Annotated in this window: 14 protein-coding genes; 5 read left to right on the plus strand and 9 right to left on the minus strand. The window is 65.3% G+C overall.

The annotated features are described in order from the left end of the window. Positions 1-3: 3 nt before the first annotated feature. The 5 genes from ABIC75_RS03720 to ABIC75_RS03740 form a co-directional block, all read right to left on the minus strand. Positions 4-996: an alpha/beta hydrolase gene (locus tag ABIC75_RS03720; RefSeq protein WP_354012502.1), complete on the minus strand. Its 993-nt coding sequence runs from the start codon at positions 994-996 to the stop codon at positions 4-6. 5 nt (positions 997-1001) lie between these two features. Continuing rightward, positions 1002-4139 (minus strand): glycoside hydrolase domain-containing protein, encoded by a 3138-nt coding sequence (locus tag ABIC75_RS03725; protein WP_354012503.1) that lies wholly within the window; start codon positions 4137-4139, stop codon positions 1002-1004. Between the two features lie 98 nt (positions 4140-4237). Beyond that, positions 4238-5224 (minus strand): multidrug resistance efflux transporter family protein, encoded by a 987-nt coding sequence (locus tag ABIC75_RS03730; protein ID WP_354012504.1) that lies wholly within the window; start codon positions 5222-5224, stop codon positions 4238-4240. Positions 5225-5297: 73 nt separating this feature from the next. After that, positions 5298-6662 (minus strand): HAMP domain-containing sensor histidine kinase, encoded by a 1365-nt coding sequence (locus tag ABIC75_RS03735; protein WP_354012505.1) that lies wholly within the window; start codon positions 6660-6662, stop codon positions 5298-5300. Continuing rightward, positions 6659-7345 (minus strand): response regulator transcription factor, encoded by a 687-nt coding sequence (locus ABIC75_RS03740; RefSeq protein WP_354012506.1) that lies wholly within the window; start codon positions 7343-7345, stop codon positions 6659-6661. Before ABIC75_RS03740 ends, ABIC75_RS03735 begins: the two co-directional genes overlap by 4 nt. A gap of 159 nt (positions 7346-7504) precedes the next feature. On the opposite strand from ABIC75_RS03740, the gene ABIC75_RS03745 reads away from it, so the two are divergent. After that, the gene (locus ABIC75_RS03745) at positions 7505-7999 is read left to right on the plus strand and encodes a Spy/CpxP family protein refolding chaperone (RefSeq protein ID WP_354012507.1); all 495 of its coding nucleotides are present in this window, start codon (positions 7505-7507) and stop codon (positions 7997-7999) included. A 174-nt stretch (positions 8000-8173) separates the two neighbouring features. Here the strand turns inward: ABIC75_RS03745 and ABIC75_RS03750 are convergent, their stop codons facing one another. Continuing rightward, entirely contained in the window at positions 8174-9289 is a 1116-nt protein-coding gene (locus ABIC75_RS03750) for an aldo/keto reductase (protein ID WP_354012508.1), read from the minus strand. 106 nt (positions 9290-9395) lie between these two features. Here ABIC75_RS03750 and ABIC75_RS03755 point away from each other — a divergent pair, with 106 nt between their 5' ends. Then, positions 9396-10310, plus strand: coding sequence for a LysR family transcriptional regulator (locus ABIC75_RS03755; RefSeq protein WP_354012509.1), 915 nt, complete (start codon positions 9396-9398; stop codon positions 10308-10310). 117 nt (positions 10311-10427) lie between these two features. Here the strand turns inward: ABIC75_RS03755 and ABIC75_RS03760 are convergent, their stop codons facing one another. Then, complete coding sequence (locus ABIC75_RS03760; RefSeq protein WP_354012510.1) at positions 10428-10595, minus strand: hypothetical protein; 168 nt, start codon at positions 10593-10595, stop codon at positions 10428-10430. Between the two features lie 133 nt (positions 10596-10728). Beyond that, on the minus strand, positions 10729-12099 hold the full coding sequence (locus tag ABIC75_RS03765; RefSeq protein ID WP_354012511.1) for a formimidoylglutamate deiminase: 1371 nt from the start codon (positions 12097-12099) through the stop codon (positions 10729-10731). 82 nt (positions 12100-12181) lie between these two features. Here ABIC75_RS03765 and ABIC75_RS03770 point away from each other — a divergent pair, with 82 nt between their 5' ends. The 3 genes from ABIC75_RS03770 to hutI are packed head-to-tail and all read left to right on the plus strand — an operon-like array spanning position 12182 to position 16451. After that, positions 12182-13756 (plus strand): GNAT family N-acetyltransferase, encoded by a 1575-nt coding sequence (locus ABIC75_RS03770; protein ID WP_354012512.1) that lies wholly within the window; start codon positions 12182-12184, stop codon positions 13754-13756. Next, a complete protein-coding gene (locus ABIC75_RS03775) occupies positions 13753-15219 on the plus strand; it encodes a chloride channel protein (protein WP_354012513.1) in 1467 nt (488 codons plus the stop codon). Before ABIC75_RS03770 ends, ABIC75_RS03775 begins: the two co-directional genes overlap by 4 nt. Beyond that, positions 15216-16451, plus strand: a complete 1236-nt coding sequence (gene hutI, locus ABIC75_RS03780; RefSeq protein ID WP_354012514.1) for an imidazolonepropionase — start codon at positions 15216-15218, stop codon at positions 16449-16451. The genes ABIC75_RS03775 and hutI overlap by 4 nt, the downstream gene beginning before the upstream one ends. 64 nt (positions 16452-16515) lie before the next feature. Here hutI and ABIC75_RS03785 read toward each other — a convergent pair whose 3' ends face one another. Then, positions 16516-16677, minus strand: coding sequence for a 30S ribosomal protein THX (locus ABIC75_RS03785; protein WP_204635521.1), 162 nt, complete (start codon positions 16675-16677; stop codon positions 16516-16518). Between the last annotated feature and the right edge of the window lie 24 nt (positions 16678-16701).

A 16701-nucleotide genomic window follows, 5' to 3' on the forward strand; every position in this document is an offset into this window, starting at 1 on the left:
GCCTCAACGCGGCGGCGTTGCCGTGTTCGGGCCGTACGCCCACGCGAGGAACACCGGCAACATGCGTTTCCATGTGGCCTGGTTGTGTTCGCCATCGGCAAACAGATCGTAGGCGACGTCATCCGTGTGCGAGGGATGATCGGCGTAGTCCATGTCGATGCGATAACCCAGATCGCGCAGCCCGCGACGGTGCGTTCCATCGGGCGCCTGGAAACCGTTGATCAGATCTTGCAGGTCTTCCACCGCGTCGATGGTGCCATTGTGGTCGCGGTCATTGGTTTCCTCGCGACCGCCCACGGCAAACCAGAAGCGCAACGGCTTGCGCTGCCCGGCGCGGTCCACCATCGCCTGCGCCAGTCGCGTGCCTTCCACCGCGTTGGCGTCGCTGCGGTCGGCGGCGAGCCAGAACGAGGGAGAAAATGCACCGACCTGGCCGAAGATTTCCGGGTATTCCCAACCGATGGAAAACGCGTTGAGCGCGCCCAGCGACCAGCCAAGCATGGTGCGGCTTTGCGCGGAGGCCTGCGTGCGGTAGTGCGCATCCACGTACGGCACCAACTCGTTGGCCAGCCACGCCGAGTAATCGTAGGCGCGCGCGCCGATGGGGCCGATGCGCGAGCCGCCCACGATGCTCTGCCTGCGTGACCGATCAAACAGCCCATAGCCCGACGCGCGATCCTTCAGCATGTCGACGGCGACCACGATCACCGGCTCGATGGCGTGCTGCGCATACAGCGTCGCAAGCGTCTGCTGCAGGCCGACGGCTTCCATGTCCTGGCCATCATTCGCATAGAGCACCGGATAGCGGCGACCCGACGTGGCGTAATCGGGCGGAAGATAGATGCTGACCTTGATCTGCTCAGGCGCGAACGCCTTGGCATCGAGCGCAAGCTTGGTGGGCTGCGCGGGCGTGTCATCGCCCGCGTGAACCAATGACGATACGAGCAGCGCCCCGACCAACAGGCACGCAGCAAACGGCTTCCAACCTCTATGCATCACCATCACTCCACCACGATCAACCAGCCCTTGCCGGGCTCCACGGAAATGACATCGCCCGGCTTGAACGAAGCCTTGGGCTGAAAGCCGGCGATCTCCGGCGCCGTCCATCTTACGCGCCGGGCCGACAGGCCCAGCGCCTTCCAGTCGATGGCCAGACGCACGTCCACTTTTTGCGGCGCCCACGATGCAATGGCGATCAACGTCTTGCTTCCCTTGCGCACATAGCTGGTGACGAGCACGTCGTCGCGGTTCGTTTTCACCGGCGTGTCGTGCGCCCACCAGCCGATCATCTCGGACTGCTCGATGCCTACCGAATCCCACAGCTTCCACAAGTCACGCGGATCGCTGCCCGGCGACCAGCCCAACCGGTTCGTCATGCCGAACAGCATGCCGCGCCATGGATTGCCGTCGTTCTGCAGCATCTCGCCCATCAGGCCATAGGGAATGCCGGAGAGTTCGGTGAGCCAGTAGCTGGGTGAGGTTTTCTCGTAGTCGAACTCTTCACCGAACCACAAGCGGTCGATGTACGGAAATAATTCCATGTACAGCAAGGCGCTGTTGATGTAGCCGTCGCGCGGGTTGTACTGGCTGGCTGAATGCAGGTCGATCAACGGGTCGGGACGATGCGCCTGCAACACCTTGCGCACGCGCTTCATGGTGGTGCGGTCATAGGCCACGTCGTCCAGGTACAGGCCATCGATGCCTTCGTTGCGCGCGAGCCAGTCCAGCCCCTCGATGTAGTAGTTGTGCCAGCGGCTCTGGCCGGCGTTGATCACGGCGGCATCGCGATTTTCAGGCACGTGCCACGCGGCGATGTAGTCGCCATCCAGATGTTCCTGCAGCCACGAGAATCCGCCGCCCTTGCCGGCGCTGATCACCTCGTGCCCGAGGCTTTCGAGCATCGGCAGTTCCGGCGCGCGATCGGAAAGCTCGCGCACCGTGTCGTAGATCTTCACCCGCATGCCGCGTCGATGAGCCGCATCGACATATGCACGCATGGCCTCGGGTTCGAGGAAGGGATAATTGATCCACGGATTGATCGGCGTGGCATGGTGAATGTTCACCACGTTCGCACCATCGGCCTTGATGGCATCGAGGTCGCCGTACTTGTGGAAGAAGCGTTCGGCGAAATGCTCCGCCGGATCGATGGTCTTGAACGGCGTCACGCGCATGACGATGTCGTAGTGCAGCGTGTCGCCGGCTTTCATCTGGCGCGGGCCGCTGAAGGCGATCACCTGATAGCTGGAGCCGGCATCCTTTCCCGTGCTGGCGACGCGTTGAAAACGGATGCCACCTTGCCCGTGGTTATCCCACGACAAGGGCATGCGCAGCGGTTGCTGGTGATAGAAGTTGGTATTCAGCGGCCGGCGATAATTGTCGTCGCGCAGATGGAACTCCAGGCCGGCATTCACCGATCCTATCCATGCGCCATCCTGGTTGTTCTGTTCGTTCCACGTCCATTCGAACGTATCGGGCGCACGATCACCCTGGCGTCCCAGGCCCAACTCGTACTTGGCCACCTGCTCGTTGAGTGGCATGTCGAGGCGGATGTCCTTGATGGCGATGTCGTGCTCGGCCGTCAAAGCGATGCGGAACGTCAGCGTGCCATCGGCTTCCAACGCACCTTCGAGCACGGTGTCGAGTGGACCCGCGCTTCCATGCACCGTCCAGTGCACGCGGCCCGGCCCGTCGACATTGACGGCGGGCGGATACGCCGTATAGCCACTGGATGTCGCTTCATTGCGGCTGCGGTTGATCAGCTCGAAGACGGCGTCCGACGGTTTGGCCGATGCCTTTCTTGCCTGCTCGATGGCGTCATCGCCGAGGGCACGCGCCATGACGTGATCGCCCTCCGCTTCCTGCACCGTGAGCGTGACGGGACGCGCGAGCAAGCTCGTCGGCACGCTCGACCAACCTGTCATGCGGTCATTGAAACGCGTGGATATCTGGCGCGGCAGGCCGTCGCCGTTGAGAACGATGTCCCGGCCCAGAATGCCCAGCACACTGCCATCCACCGTGACTGGCGTGAAAGGCTTCACGACCGAGTCGTCCTGCGCAAGCGTGGAGTCGAGCCAGCGCAGGCGGCTCAGCTTGAATGGATCGTCGTCGCCGTGTGCGACCGCCTCACCTTCCGCCACGGTGATTTCTAGCGGAACCGATTGCGGCGCCACGCCATCCGCCGACACGACGACTTCACCGCGATAGACCCCGGGCTTGGCCGACGCGGGAATATCCAGGCCCATCCACAAGGGCTGCACTCGTCCACGGGCCGCGTCCACGCGCACGCTGAAAGGCTTGCCGTCGTAGCCGATGCCACCGAGGTTGAAGCAAGTCAGCGCGCTCGCCGGAATAGTCGAGCCATCAGCAGCCTTCAGTGCGCCAAAACGAACCCGCAGGTCATTCACCGCCGAGCCTGGCGCCCAGGCGCCGAGCTGGAAGCTCAGGTATTCCCCGCGCAAGGCCGTGTCGCTCAACGCGCCTCCCGCGCCTCGCGTAGCCCAGGCCTCGGGCAAGGCGTCAAACATGCGGATGGGGTTGGCGCGGGTTTCCGGGAACAACAACAACCTGGCGGCAGCATGCTGTTTCAACAAGGCGTCCACCTGTGCAGGCGATGCGGTGCGCTCCATCGCGGTGTAGGCATCGAAATCATCGACGGCCTCGTAGCGCAAAACCTTTGCCTGCGGCAGGCGCGGCCAACGCTTGGTGTCGCCGCTTTTCTTCGCCCACGCGGCGTCGGCGGTGGATACCGGTGCCGCGTACGTGACCGTCGGATAGTTGCTGCGCCCCTTGCTGACATAGGGCTGGTAGTAGACGGCGTAGACGCCGGCTGTTTTTGCCTGGAACACCAGCTCACCGCTGGCCTGGTCGATGGGCCCACGCAAGGTGTTGGCAACGGTGGATCCATCGGGTGCCGTGACGATCACGGCGACGTCCTCCGGGTGTGCATCGCGGCGGCGCCAGGGGATCGTCGCGCGTACCGCATCCGCGGGCTTGTCGACCTGTACCAGGTAACGATGATTGCCCAGCGCATCGGCGTTCCAGCGCAAGGGTTGCTGCGTCACCGGCGCCTGCGCGTACACCGTGCCGGCCATGGCCAGCAGCGCACACGCCACGATCGAGGCACTACGTCGATATCCCATGTCCACCCCTGGCAGCCAAAGAGCCGGTGCGTGAATCGCGACACCGGAGCGACGTGTTTAACCCGAGGGAGTGGAACGGGGCAAGTTCCGGAAGCGCTTTACGCGCCGCGGTCCGTGCGCAAGGTGCGCACGTCTTCCACGTGGCCCGCCGCCGCACGCCCGCTGACCCAGCCGAACAAGGCGATGCCCGTCACGATCATCACCGCGCCAAACGCCGAATAACCGTGCGGCCAGGCCTCGCCCAGGAAGGTGGCGCCAATCACCGTGGCGAACAGCAACTCTGCCGCCTGCATGGCTTCCACGGCGGCCAGTGCCGTCGGTTCAGTGCGCACCATGTCGGTGGCGCGGAAGAACAGCACCGTGGCGATCACGCCCGAAGACAACGCCACGCCCCCGGCAAGCAGCACTTCGCGCATCGTCGGCGGCCCCACCAGCATCCACGTCGCGACAGCGAGAACCAACCACAGCGGCCAACTGCACAGCGTCATGGCGAACACGCGTTGCGTGGCGCCGATGTGCGAGCCACTCTGCTCCAGGTGCAACAGCACCATGCGGTTGCCCAGTGGATACATGAAGGCGGAGAACACCACCGCCGCCATCGCCAGCCAATCGCTGGCGCGCAACTGGCCCTGCGCATGTCCCCACTGCAACGCGAACACGCCCGCCACGATCAACACGCCGATGGCCACGCTGCGCCATGCCAGATGCCTGCGTGCGTCGCGATAGATGAAAGGCGCGAGCAGTGGCCCCGCCAACACCGTGGTCTGGAAACTGCCGGCAACGAGCCAGGAAGGGCCGCTATTGGCCGCCCATGTCAAAGGCAGGCCGAACAGCACAAAGCCAACCGCACTCCACAACAGCCAGGTGCGCGGATGGCGCTTCAACTCACTGGGAAGTTCGCCGAGACCACCCTGCCACGGCAAGGCGATGGCCAACAGCGGCAGCGTGATGAGATAACGCAGGATCACCGCCCACGCCCAATGCCCGCCGCCCGCGACGAGGCTGCGGTTGAGGACGTAGGTCATGGTGAAGAACAGCGCCGCGCACAGCGCCAGTCCCACCGCGGCGACAGCGTTGGAGCGCATCGACGGGCCGTGGTTGAAAACCACGAGTGTCGCAGACCTGCGCACGTTTTCGAAGGCCGGCAGTTGCCGCGACTCAGCCCGAGCTGGGTGCCAGCGGCAACTGCAGCCTCACCAGCAGCCCGCCGCCGTCGACGTTCGCGGCATGGATGTCGCCGCCGTGCGCCTTCACCACGCGTTGCACGATGGCCAGCCCAAGGCCATGCCCGTGAGCGCGCGAGGCGTTGCTGCCGCGGAACAGCGGACGGAACAGCGAGCCGATTTCCGCCTCGGGCACGCCGGGCCCGTTGTCGCGCACGGATACGTCGACGCGGCCGCCTACGGCTTGCGCCTTCAGCTCCACGTGCCCGCCGCGCGGACTGAACTTGATGGCGTTGGCGATGAGGTTGTCGAATGCGCGCTCGAGCAACAGCTCGTTGCCTGACACCACCGCCGGCGCACTCTCGATCAACTCCAGCGTGATGTTGCGTGCCTGCGCTTCCAGGCCGGCGCGCCGCGCGCTTTCGCGCAACAGGGCCACCACATCCACAGGTTCGCGATTGACGCCGGGGATGCCGCCTTCCAGCCGTGACAACGCGAGCATCTCGCCAGTCATGTCGTCGAGGCGGCTGATTTCCTGTTCCGCCTGCAGGAAGTAGCGCGCGGCTTCCTCGGGCGTGCTGCTGCGCTGGGCCAGGTCGAGTATCAGGTGCAGGCGCGCCAGGGGCGAACGCAGTTCATGCGAGAGATCCTGCAGCACGCTGCGATCGTGCGCCACCAAGGCCTCGATGCGTTCGGCCATGGCGTCGAAATCGTTGGCGAGTTGCCTGAGTTCCTCGGGTGCGCGGCGCCCCTGCCCTTCCACCCGCGCCGACAATTCACCCGCCGCCATGCGCCGCGTCGCCTTGCTGATGGCATCCACCGGCTTGGCCACGCTGCGCGCGACCCACCAGCCCACCAGGCCGATGAAGAGCAGCGAAAGGCCGCCTTGAATCGCGAGGAAAATCGTCTGCCGCGTTTGCTGGCGCAGGCGCGAATGCGTGCGGCTGAGCGCCACCAGCTGGCGCACGCGTCCATCGCTGCCCTGCACCTGCTGCACGGCGAGATAGAGATTCGGCCATGGCTGCAGCACCACGTCGCGTTTCTCATCCAGCCAGGTCTTCAGCGATTCCTGCACCGAAGGAGGCATGCGGATGGGCGATAGCGCCTGGCCGTTCTCGAACAGCGTGGCCTCGATGCCTTCGCGCCGCTGCTGCAACGACCATTCCGCGAGCGCCGTGGCGCCGCCGCGTTCGTAAGCCTGGTCCGCACCCTGCGCCACGGCGGACCAGTTGATCTCCACCGCCGTGCTGTATTCGATGAAGCTCTGCGTGAGAAAAATGCCAAGCCCCAGCGCCAGCAGGTTCGCGGCGCAGAAGCTGATCAGCACGCGCCAGTAGAGCGAACTCTTGAACGGACTCACGCGCCACCTGCCACAAGGCTGTAGCCCGCGCCACGCACGGAGTCGATGCGCGGCGCCTGCGGCGAGGCTTCCGCCAGCTTGTGGCGCAAGCGGCTCACATGCACGTCGATGCTGCGATCGAAACGCTCCAGCTCGCGCCCCAACGCCATGCGCGTGAGTGTGGCCTTGTCCACCAGTTCGCCAGTGCGTTGCGCCAGCGCCAGCAGCAACTGGAATTCCGCGCCGGTGAGCGACAGCTCCTGCTCGCCCACGTAAGCCCGGCGTTCGCCAGGCTCCAGCCGGAGCAGCCCCACCTGCAACGTGCCTGCGGTGGCTGGCGTGTTGCGGCGCAGCTGGGCGCGCACGCGCGCCAGCAGTTCACGCGGCAGGCAGGGCTTGGTGAGGTAATCGTCCGCGCCCAGTTCCAGGCCGATCACGCGATCCACCGGCTCGCCGCGCGCCGACAGCATGATCACCGGCAGGCGATGCTTGAGGCGTAGCTCGCGCAACGTATCCAGGCCATCGCGGCCCGGCATCATCACGTCGAGGATCAACAGGTCCGGCCGCGTCGATGGTTGGTGAAGCTGGGCCAGGCCCGTCTCGCTGTCGTGCGCCACGTCCACGACGAAACCTTCGCGCCGCAGGTATTCGGCCAGCAGCTCGGCCAGGGCGCGGTCGTCGTCAACGATGAGGATACGGGGCATGTCGGGATTTCTATCTTGCCGGGTGACCATTCAAGCGGGGCGAAGGAACTTGCTCCACCGGCTTTACCGTTCTTTACCTTCCCGCAAAGAACATACACATAGCGCTGTCGTCAAATAGGCACCACGCAAGACCCACCCACCACGACACAGGTAATCCCCATGCGCAAGAACATCTCTCTCGCTCTGGTGCTCGCTTCGGCTGTTGCCCTCGCTCCGTTTGCCATGGCGTCCGCACAGGACGGTGCCCCGCAGGGCGGCTTCCATGGCCGTGGTCACGGCGCGTTTGAGGCGTACAGCAAGCTGAACCTGACGGACGCCCAGAAGGCCAGCATCAAGCAGATCATGCAGGGCGCCTTCTCGCAGGGTAAGGCGCAGCGCCAGGCACTACGCCAGCAGCGCGAAGCCTTCGAGCAGATGGCGCCGAATGCTTCCGGTTACCAGGCTGCGGCTACCGCCCTGGCCCAGGCCGAAGGCGCCGCCACCACGGCTCGCGTGCAGCAGCGCGCCGCCATTCGCGCCCAGGTCTACGCCATCCTTAGCCCCGCCCAGCAGGCCCAGCTGGCCAGCTTCAAGGCCCAGCGCGAAGCACGTCACCAGCAGTGGGAACAGTTCAAGGCCCAGCACCCGACCACGGGTTCGTCCTCGGCCCAGTAACGGTTCGGACGACGTCATAAGAACCACCGGCGCGTCCTCGCGCCAGCAAGAAAACTCGGCGCCAGCCTGCATGCTGGCGCCGTTTTTTTGGCTTTCCAAGAGCACACCCTGTGCGCGAACGCACGCCCCCGTTATCGCCAGTAACGCACAGGGTGCGCTCCCTTCCGACGGCGATCAGTCGGCCTTGAAGCCAGCCTGCTGCTGCGCCGGCACGAAGATGGGCGGCCCATAGCCATCGGGTTTGCTGCCCACCGACACACCGCCATGGATGCGCGACTGCTGCACGTCGCCGAAGAACCAGTACGGGAACGTGGGCTCCAGCGCGCTGGCTTCGTTCAAGCGGGCGCGCAGGTCGGCGGGAATGTCGAATGACAACGCAGCGAGGTTGTCGTCCAGCTGCGCCATTTTCGTGGCGCCGATGATCACCGAAGCAATGCCCGGCTGCGTCGCCACCCAATTGAGCGCCACCTGCGCCATCGGCTTGTGCATTTTCGCGGCGACTTCTTCGAGCGCACCGACGATGGCCCAGTTGCGCTCAGTGAAGCGATCAAAACCAGGCGCGCCGGAAATCTTCGAGAGGCGACCATCGCCCGCGCCGCCAGACTGGCTCGACTTGTACTTGCCCGACAGCAGGCCCATGCCCAGCGGACTCCACGCGGTGATGCCCATGCCGAGTTCAACGGCCATCGGTACGAACTCGTGTTCGATGTGGCGCTCGATCAGCGAGTACTCCAACTGCAGGTTCACCAGCGGCGTCAGCGCGTGTGCCTCGGCGTAGGTCTGCGCGCGCGAGGCGTACCAGGCGGGCACGTCCGACAGGCCGGCGTAGCGGATCTTGCCGGCGCGCACCAGGTCGTCCAGCGTGCGCACCACTTCCTCGGCGGGCGTCAGGCGATCCCAGGTGTGCAGGAGATAGAGGTCGATGTAATCGGTGCGCAGGCGGCGCAGCGAACCTTCCACCGCGCGCAGGATGTTCTTCCGGCCGTTGCCGCCCGCATTCGGGTTGCCGGGCTGGGCGTTGTAGGTGAACTTGGTAGAGAGCACCACGCGGTCGCGCGTGCCGCTATCGGCCACGAACTCGCCCAGCAGTTCTTCGCTCGCGCCATCGGTATACAGGTCGGCCGTATCGATGAAATTGCCGCCGGCAGCCAGATAGCGGTCGAACATGGCGCGGGCAGTGTCTTCCGCGGCGCCCCAGCCCCAGTTGTCCCCGAAGGTCATGGTGCCCAGGGCAAGGCGGCTGACGCGCAGGCCGGACCGGCCGAGGGTGTAGTAGGCATCGAGCGACATGGCGAACTCCCGTGATGGTGGGTGGAACGGATGGCCGAAGCATGCGCCTTGCCATTACGGGGAAAAATCCGCATCTTGTGGATGCTTTATTAAGAACGGCTAATCAATGGCCCTGGACCACGCCACCGCCCTGCGCGCTTTCCGCCTGATCGCCCGGCACGGGAGCTTTACCCGTGCCGCCGCCGAACTGGAGGTCACCGCTTCCGCGCTCAGCCAGACGCTGCGCCAGCTGGAGGATCACGTGGGCGTGCGCCTGCTGCACCGGAGCACCCGTCGTGTGGGGCTCACCGAAGCCGGCCGCACCTTCCTCGAACGCATTTCTCCGGCGCTCAGCGAAATCGACGACGCCATCGACGCGCTGCGCCAGCATGGCGACAAACCCGCCGGCACGCTGCGCATCGCCGTGCCGCAGATGGTGCTGGACCATCTGATCGCGCCCAGCGTCGCCAGCTTCATGCGCGCATGGCCGGAGGTGAAACTCGATATCCAGGTAGAGAACCGCCTCACCGACCTGATTGCGGAAGGCTTCGATGCCGGCATCCGTTTGGGCGAACGCCTGGAACGCGACATGGTGGCGCTGCCGCTAGGCGGCCCGCAGCGCGCGGTGGTGGTGGGTTCGCCGGCCTATTTCGCGGCGCATGGTCGCCCCGCGCATCCACGCGAGCTGGCGGCGCACGACTGTGTGCGTTTCCGCTTCAGCAGCAACGCGATCTACCGCTGGGAATTTGCGCATCCGTCGGGCGCGTCCAAAGGCCAGTGGTTCGAACTCGATGTGGACGGGCCCATCACCACCAACGATCCCAGCATGGCGATACGCGCCGCCATCGGCGGCATCGCGCTGACGCACATGGTGGAACCCTCGGTGCGCGCGGCGCTGGCCGATGGACGATTGGAAAGCGTGCTCGACGACTGGCTGCCGCCGTTCGATGGCTTCTATCTCTACTATCCCAGCCGCTTGCAGGTGCCGCCGAAATTGCGCGCGTTCATCGATCACCTGCGTGCGCACATGGCGGCTCACTGATCCGGCGATGGGGCTCGCCCCTGCTGGCGCGAGCCCATGCCGTGAGCCAAGGTGAACGTCAGGCGCTATGCCTGTGCATCATCACCGTATCCGCTTCAAACACATGACGAATCATCTTCAACGCCAGTGGCCCGACACGTACACGCTACCCGGCGCGTAGTACGCCGGCACCCAGACGCGTGCCGCATAGTGCGGCCGTGGCGCCACCACCACGCAACCGGTGAGTGAGAGGCTCGCGCTGAACATGACGGCGAGGCCGAGACCGATCAGCAAGAGTCGACGCATGGGGTTCTCCTTCGGGTGGGTTCGATGCGGAAAACGCCGGCCTCGAATGACCCGATGACGGGGACGCCTGAAACCGATGGCTGCGATTCATGGAAATCGCAGCCACCGTTCATGCTGACCTTGGACTTGCGCCTCAGTGCTGCTGGGCGAGGCGTTGCATCACCGAGCGGTAGCGCGCGGCGATGCGGTCTTCATCGCGATGGGTGAAACCGCGCACTATCCATTCGCCGCCCACCACCACGTCGCGCACCAGCGGTGTGTTGCCGGCAAAGAGGAAGCTGTCGATCACCGAGCGCTCGTCGCGTGCGGCAAGCAGTGGCGCGCGATCATCGAGCACCAGCAGATCGGCGCGCGCCTTCGCACGCAACTCGCCGATGGGCAGGCCCGAGGCCACTGCACCGCCGCGCAGGGCGGCCTTCCAGAGCGTCTCGCCCACGCTGTCATCCTGACGACGCGCGGCGATGTTGCGATGACGCGTGGCAAGACGCTGGCCATATTCCAGCCAGCGCAGCTCTTCCACGGGCGACACCGAGATATGCGAATCGGAACCGATGCCCAGCGTGCCGCCTGCATCGATGAACGACGCCAACGGAAACAGGCCATCGCCCAGGTTCGCCTCGGTGGTGGGACATAGGCCCGCCACCGCGCCGCTGCGTGCGATCTGCACGGTTTCCTTGTCGCTCAGGTGCGTGGCGTGGATCAGCGTCCAGCGTGCGTCCACCGCCGCATGATCGAACAACCATTCGACCGGGCGTGCGCCACGCGTGGCGAGACAATCCTGCACTTCGCCAATCTGTTCGGCGATGTGGATATGGATCGGACAGGCCTTGGCGGCGTTATCGGCGAGCACGGCCTGCAATGCCTCTTCGGGCACGGCACGCAGCGAATGCAACGCGATGCCCACGCGCACACGTTCGCTCTCGTGCTTGCGCAGGCTTTCGAGCAGGCGCAGGTAGCCGGGCACGTCGTGGCCGAAGCGGCGCTGGCGCGGCGCCAGCGGGCGACCGTCGAAGCCGCCACTCATGTACAGCACCGGCAACAAGGTGAGCGCGATGCCGGCCTCGCGTGCGGCCTCGATCAACGCCAGCGACATCGCTTCGGGCTGCGCGTAGGGCGTGCCGTCGGGCTGGTGATGCAGGTAGTGGAATTCGCACACCTGCGTGTAACCGCTTTTCACCATCTCCATGTACAGCTGCGCGGCGATGGCCTGCAGCTCGTCCGGCCCGACGGTGGCCGCAAACGCATACATGGTTTCGCGCCAGGTCCAGAAACTGTCGTCGCTCTTGCCCTTGCGTTCGGCAAGGCCAGCCATGGCGCGCTGAAACGCGTGCGAATGCAGGTTGGGCATGCCCGGCAACACCCAGCGCCCCAGGCGCTCGCCTTCGCCGGTGCCGATGTCCGCCAGCATGCCGCCATCGTCGATGGCCAGCACCGCATCCGACACCCAGCCCTGCGGTGTCCAGAGTCGGTCGGCGGCGTAGCGGGTCGGGACGGTGACTGCCATGAGCAGGCTCCTCGGGAACAGAGCATCCAGTGTAACCGCTGGCTACGGCGCCTCGTTCACATCGGTGCGGCATAATGGGGAAATGGCCAAGAAATCCCAGGAACACACTCCGAAGCTGCTGGTCAGGCAGGCCAAGCCCGCCGACGTGCCCGCACTGGTCGACCTCACCGCCCGCGTATACACACCCGAATGGGGTCATTCGGCGGAAATGCTGCGCTCACAGCAGACGCACTTTCCCGAAGGCCAGTTCGTGGTGGAGTACGAAGGCAAGATCGTCGGTTACTGCGCCACCTTCCGCATCGACGAAGCCACCGCTCTCGCGGCGCATACGTGGATGCAGATCACCGGTGGCGGCATGGCCTCGCGCCATCGCCGCGATGGCAACTGGCTGTACGGCATGGAAGTGGTTGTGCATCCCGATTACCGCAACATGCGCATCGGCCAACGCCTGTATCAGGCACGCAAGCGCCTGTGCACCGACCTGAAACTGCGCGGCATCGTGTTTGGCGGACGCATCCCCGGCCTGGCGCGCAACCTGCAGCGCTACGGCAGCGCCGATGCCTATGTGCAGGCCGTGGTCGAAGGCAAGCGACGCGACCAGACGCTGAGCTTCCAGCTGAGCAACGAGTTCGAAGTCATCGGCCTGCTGCGCGGCTACGTGCCTTCAGACTATGAATCGTTGGGCTATGCGGCGCATCTGGTATGGCGCAATCCGCAGTTGATGGATCACCCGGACATTCCGTCCATCCCCTCGACGCAGCGCCTGCCCGACATGGTTCGCGTGGCATCCGTGCAATATCAGCAGCGGCGCATCCGTTCGTTCGAGGAGTTCGCGACGCAGGTGGAGTATTTCACCGACATCGCCGCCGACTACAGCGCTGACTTCGTGACCTTCCCCGAGCTGATCACGTTGCAACTTCTGTCGATCGAGAACGAAGAACTTTCACCGGTCGAATCCATCCGCAAGCTCAGCCAGTACACGCCCCAGGTGAAGGAACTCTTCAGCCGGCTGGCCGTGCACTACAACATCAACATCGTGGCCGGCTCGCACCCCACCGAACAGGCCAACGGCGACATCCACAATGTCTGCTATGTGTGCCTGCGCGACGGTTCGATCCACGAGCAGGAAAAGATTCATCCCACGCCGAGCGAACGCACGGTGTGGAACATCACCGGCGGCGACACGGCGGCCACCATCCAGACCGACTGCGGCCCCATCGGCGTGATGATCTGCTACGACTCGGAGTTCCCCGAAGTCGCGCGGCACCTCACCGACCAGGGCGCGTTGATCCTGTTCGTGCCGTTCTGCACGGACGTGCGCGAAGGCTACCTGCGCGTGCGCTATTGCTCGCAGGCCCGCGCCATCGAGAACCAGTGCTACGTGGTGCTCTCCGGCAACGTCGGCAACCTGCCGGGCGTGAACAACTTCGACATCCAGTACGGCCAGAGCTGCATTCTCACGCCCAGCGATTTCCCGTTCGCGCGCGACGGCATTGCGGCCGACTCCACGCCCAACATCGAAACCGTGCTCTTCGCCGATCTTCATCTGGAAAGCCTGGCGCGTGCGCGCAATGCAGGCGCCGTGCAAAACCTCAAGGACCGTCGCTTTGATCTCTACGAAACACGTTGGACCCGCAAATCCGAGCCGACATCGTGACCGGGCCTGACGACGAACACGCACGGGCCTCGTCCGTCACTGGACGCTTTCAGCAACTCGCCGGATCGGAACTGTTTTCGCCAGTGCAATGGCGTCGACGCGTGCTGTTCTGGGGCGGCGCCGTGCTGGTGGGCTTGGCGGCCATCGGTTTTGCGCAAGCGGCGGACTGGGCATTCAACGTCTTCCACGGCGTCGTAACGCGCAACCGCCTCTGGGCATTCCTGATCACGCCGGTGACGTTCGCGCTGCTCGCGTGGCTCACCGAAGGCGCACTCAGGCCCACACGTGGCTCGGGCATTCCGCAAGCCATTGCGGCACTCAAAGTCGAAGACGAAGGTTTCCGACAAGGCCTGTTGTCGCTGCGCGTGGCCATCGGCAAGATGGCGCTGACGCTTGCCGCCCTGCTCGGCGGCGCATCAGTGGGACGCGAAGGACCCACCGTGCACGTGGGCGCCGGCTTGCTCTACACGCTGGGTCGACGTTTCGGCTTTGATGAACCTGCCGCCGCGGGCCGTTTCATTCTCGCCGGTTCCGCAGCGGGCCTCGCCGCGGCGTTCAATACGCCGCTCGCCGGCATCGTGTTCGCCATCGAGGAAATGAGCGGCTCGTTCGAACATCGCATGAGTGGCATCCTGCTCACGGCGGTGTTCATCGCCGGCCTCGTGTCGCTGGGCATGCTTGGCAACTACGCCTATTTCGGCCACTTCAACATTGGCCTGCCGTTGGGCGAGGCATGGTGGGCGGTGTTGGCCACGGGTATCGTGTGCGGTCTTGCGGGTGGCTTGTTCGCGCGCTTGATCCTGCCGAGCGATACCGGTTTTCGCGGCGTCATCGGCAGGCTGCGCGCGCGCCAGCCGGTGGTGTTCGCCGCCGCCTGCGGCCTAGCGCTCGTGCTGCTCAGCCAGCTGACCAACACCGGCCTCTACGGCACCGGTTACGCACAAGCCAAGGGCATCCTGGAAGGCCACTCGGACATCGTGACGAGTTTTGGCGTGCTGAAATTCCTGGGCAACGTCGCTTCCTACTGGGCGGGCATTCCGGGCGGCATCTTCTCGCCTGCGCTCGCGGTGGGCGCAGGACTGGGCAACAACCTCAGCGCCATCCTGCCGGGCGTCGATCCTTCCGCCGTGGCGCTGCTCGCCATGGCGGCCTATCTTTCCGGCGTGACGCAGGCACCGCTCACCGCCACGGTGATCACGATGGAGCTCACCGACAATCAGCAGATGGTGCTGCCGATCATGGCCACCTGCCTGATCGCGCGCGCTGCTTCATCGCTGTTCTCGCGCCAGCCCGTGTACCGCGCGCTGGCCGACAAGCTTATCCGCGGCTATGAACTGGAACTGGCGCGTCGTGCCGCCGAAGCGGTGCCCGAGGACAACGACGGACAAGTCTTGATAGAAGACCCCGCCACGCCGCCGCTTCCCACCGACACCGCTTCCCCGACCGATCAACGACCGTCATGACGCCACGCTGGGACCATTTGCTGATCAACGCCACGCTGGCGACCTTCGCGGGCGACGCGTCATATGGACTGATCGAGCGCGGCGCCATCGCCATGCACGAAGGACGCATCGCATGGATAGGCCCGATGGATGCGCTGCCGGGCGACGCGCCGTCGCTTGCCGCGCACGTGGAGGATCTCGGCGGTGCGTTGATCACGCCCGGCCTGGTCGATTGCCACACGCACCTGGTGTTCGGCGGCAATCGCGCGCATGAATTCGACCTACGCCTCAACGGCGCCACCTACGAAGAGATCGCGCGCGCGGGCGGCGGCATCGTGTCGACCGTGAAAGCCACGCGCGAGGCAAGCGAAGACGCGCTGTTCGCACAAGCATTGCCGCGCGCCCACGCCCTGATGGCCGATGGCGTCACCACGCTGGAAATCAAATCCGGCTACGGGCTGGACGTGGACAGCGAGCGCCGCATGCTGCGCGTCGCGCGCCGCATCGGCAAGGCGCTGGGCATCGCGGTGCGCACGAGTTTCCTCGGCCTGCATGCGTTGCCACCCGAATATCGCGAGAACCGCGCCGGCTATGTGTCGCTGGTATGCGACGACATGCTCCCTGCGCTTGCGGCCGAAGGCCTGGTCGATGCCGTCGATGCGTTCTGCGAGAACATCGGTTTCACGCTTGAGGAAACGCGTCGCGTATTCGATCGCGCCACGCAGTTGGGCTTGCCGGTGAAGCTGCATGCCGAGCAGTTGTCGGACCTCGACGGCGCCGCCTTGGTGGCGCGCTATCGCGGCCTCTCCGCCGATCATCTGGAATACCTGAGCGAAAGCGGCATACGCGCCATGGCCGATGCGGGCACGGTTGCCGTGCTGCTGCCAGGCGCGTTCTACGCGTTGCGCGAAACCAGGCTGCCGCCCATCGCCGGCCTGCGGGAACACGGCGTCGCCATGGCCGTCGCCACCGACTGCAACCCCGGCACGTCCCCCCTGCTCTCGCTGCGGCTCGCCGCCGGCATGGCCTGCACGCTGTTCCGGCTCACGCCGGAGGAAGCGTTGCGCGGCGTCACCGTGCATGCGGCGCTGGCCCTCGGTCTCAGCGACCGTGGCACGCTGGAAGTCGGCCGACGTGCGGACCTGGCCGTCTGGAACGTCAACCAGCCTGCCGAGCTCTGCTACTGGATCGGCGGGAGCCACGTGCTGCGGAAGCTCTATGTGGGCGGCGAGGAACCGTCTCCCGCCTCCTGAGCCTTCGCTCCGCCCATAAAAAAAGCCCCCGCCAGGCGGAGGCTTTTTTTGTGAAGCCAGGCGCTTAGGCCGACTTCTTCTTCGGCGCGGCCTTCTTGGCGGCTGCCGGCTTGGTCACGGTCGCCTTGGCACCGGCCACGGCCGGCTGCAGCGAATGAGCGCGGCTGTTGCCGTAGCTGCCACGGTAGGTCTTGCCACGACGGGTCCTGCGATCGCCCTTGCCCATGGGGAACTCCTTGATTCGTTAGGG

The organism is Dyella japonica, from assembly GCF_040545895.1.
Taxonomy (GTDB): domain Bacteria; phylum Pseudomonadota; class Gammaproteobacteria; order Xanthomonadales; family Rhodanobacteraceae; genus Dyella; species Dyella japonica_D.

What these genes read in the sequence shown, in the direction of transcription:
- ABIC75_RS03730 (WP_354012504.1), bottom strand. Translation starts at nt 5,224, where the DNA reads ATGCGCTCCAACGCTGTCGCCGCGGTGGGACTGGCGCTGTGCGCGGCG.
- ABIC75_RS03785 (WP_204635521.1), bottom strand. Translation starts at nt 16,677, where the DNA reads ATGGGCAAGGGCGATCGCAGGACCCGTCGTGGCAAGACCTACCGTGGC.
- ABIC75_RS03760 (WP_354012510.1), bottom strand. Translation starts at nt 10,595, where the DNA reads ATGCGTCGACTCTTGCTGATCGGTCTCGGCCTCGCCGTCATGTTCAGC.
- ABIC75_RS03765 (WP_354012511.1), bottom strand. Translation starts at nt 12,099, where the DNA reads ATGGCAGTCACCGTCCCGACCCGCTACGCCGCCGACCGACTCTGGACA.
- hutI (WP_354012514.1), top strand. Translation starts at nt 15,216, where the DNA reads ATGACGCCACGCTGGGACCATTTGCTGATCAACGCCACGCTGGCGACC.
- ABIC75_RS03720 (WP_354012502.1), bottom strand. Translation starts at nt 996, where the DNA reads ATGCATAGAGGTTGGAAGCCGTTTGCTGCGTGCCTGTTGGTCGGGGCG.
- ABIC75_RS03750 (WP_354012508.1), bottom strand. Translation starts at nt 9,289, where the DNA reads ATGTCGCTCGATGCCTACTACACCCTCGGCCGGTCCGGCCTGCGCGTC.
- ABIC75_RS03770 (WP_354012512.1), top strand. Translation starts at nt 12,182, where the DNA reads ATGGCCAAGAAATCCCAGGAACACACTCCGAAGCTGCTGGTCAGGCAG.
- ABIC75_RS03740 (WP_354012506.1), bottom strand. Translation starts at nt 7,345, where the DNA reads ATGCCCCGTATCCTCATCGTTGACGACGACCGCGCCCTGGCCGAGCTG.
- ABIC75_RS03745 (WP_354012507.1), top strand. Translation starts at nt 7,505, where the DNA reads ATGCGCAAGAACATCTCTCTCGCTCTGGTGCTCGCTTCGGCTGTTGCC.
- ABIC75_RS03725 (WP_354012503.1), bottom strand. Translation starts at nt 4,139, where the DNA reads ATGGGATATCGACGTAGTGCCTCGATCGTGGCGTGTGCGCTGCTGGCC.
- ABIC75_RS03755 (WP_354012509.1), top strand. Translation starts at nt 9,396, where the DNA reads ATGGCCCTGGACCACGCCACCGCCCTGCGCGCTTTCCGCCTGATCGCC.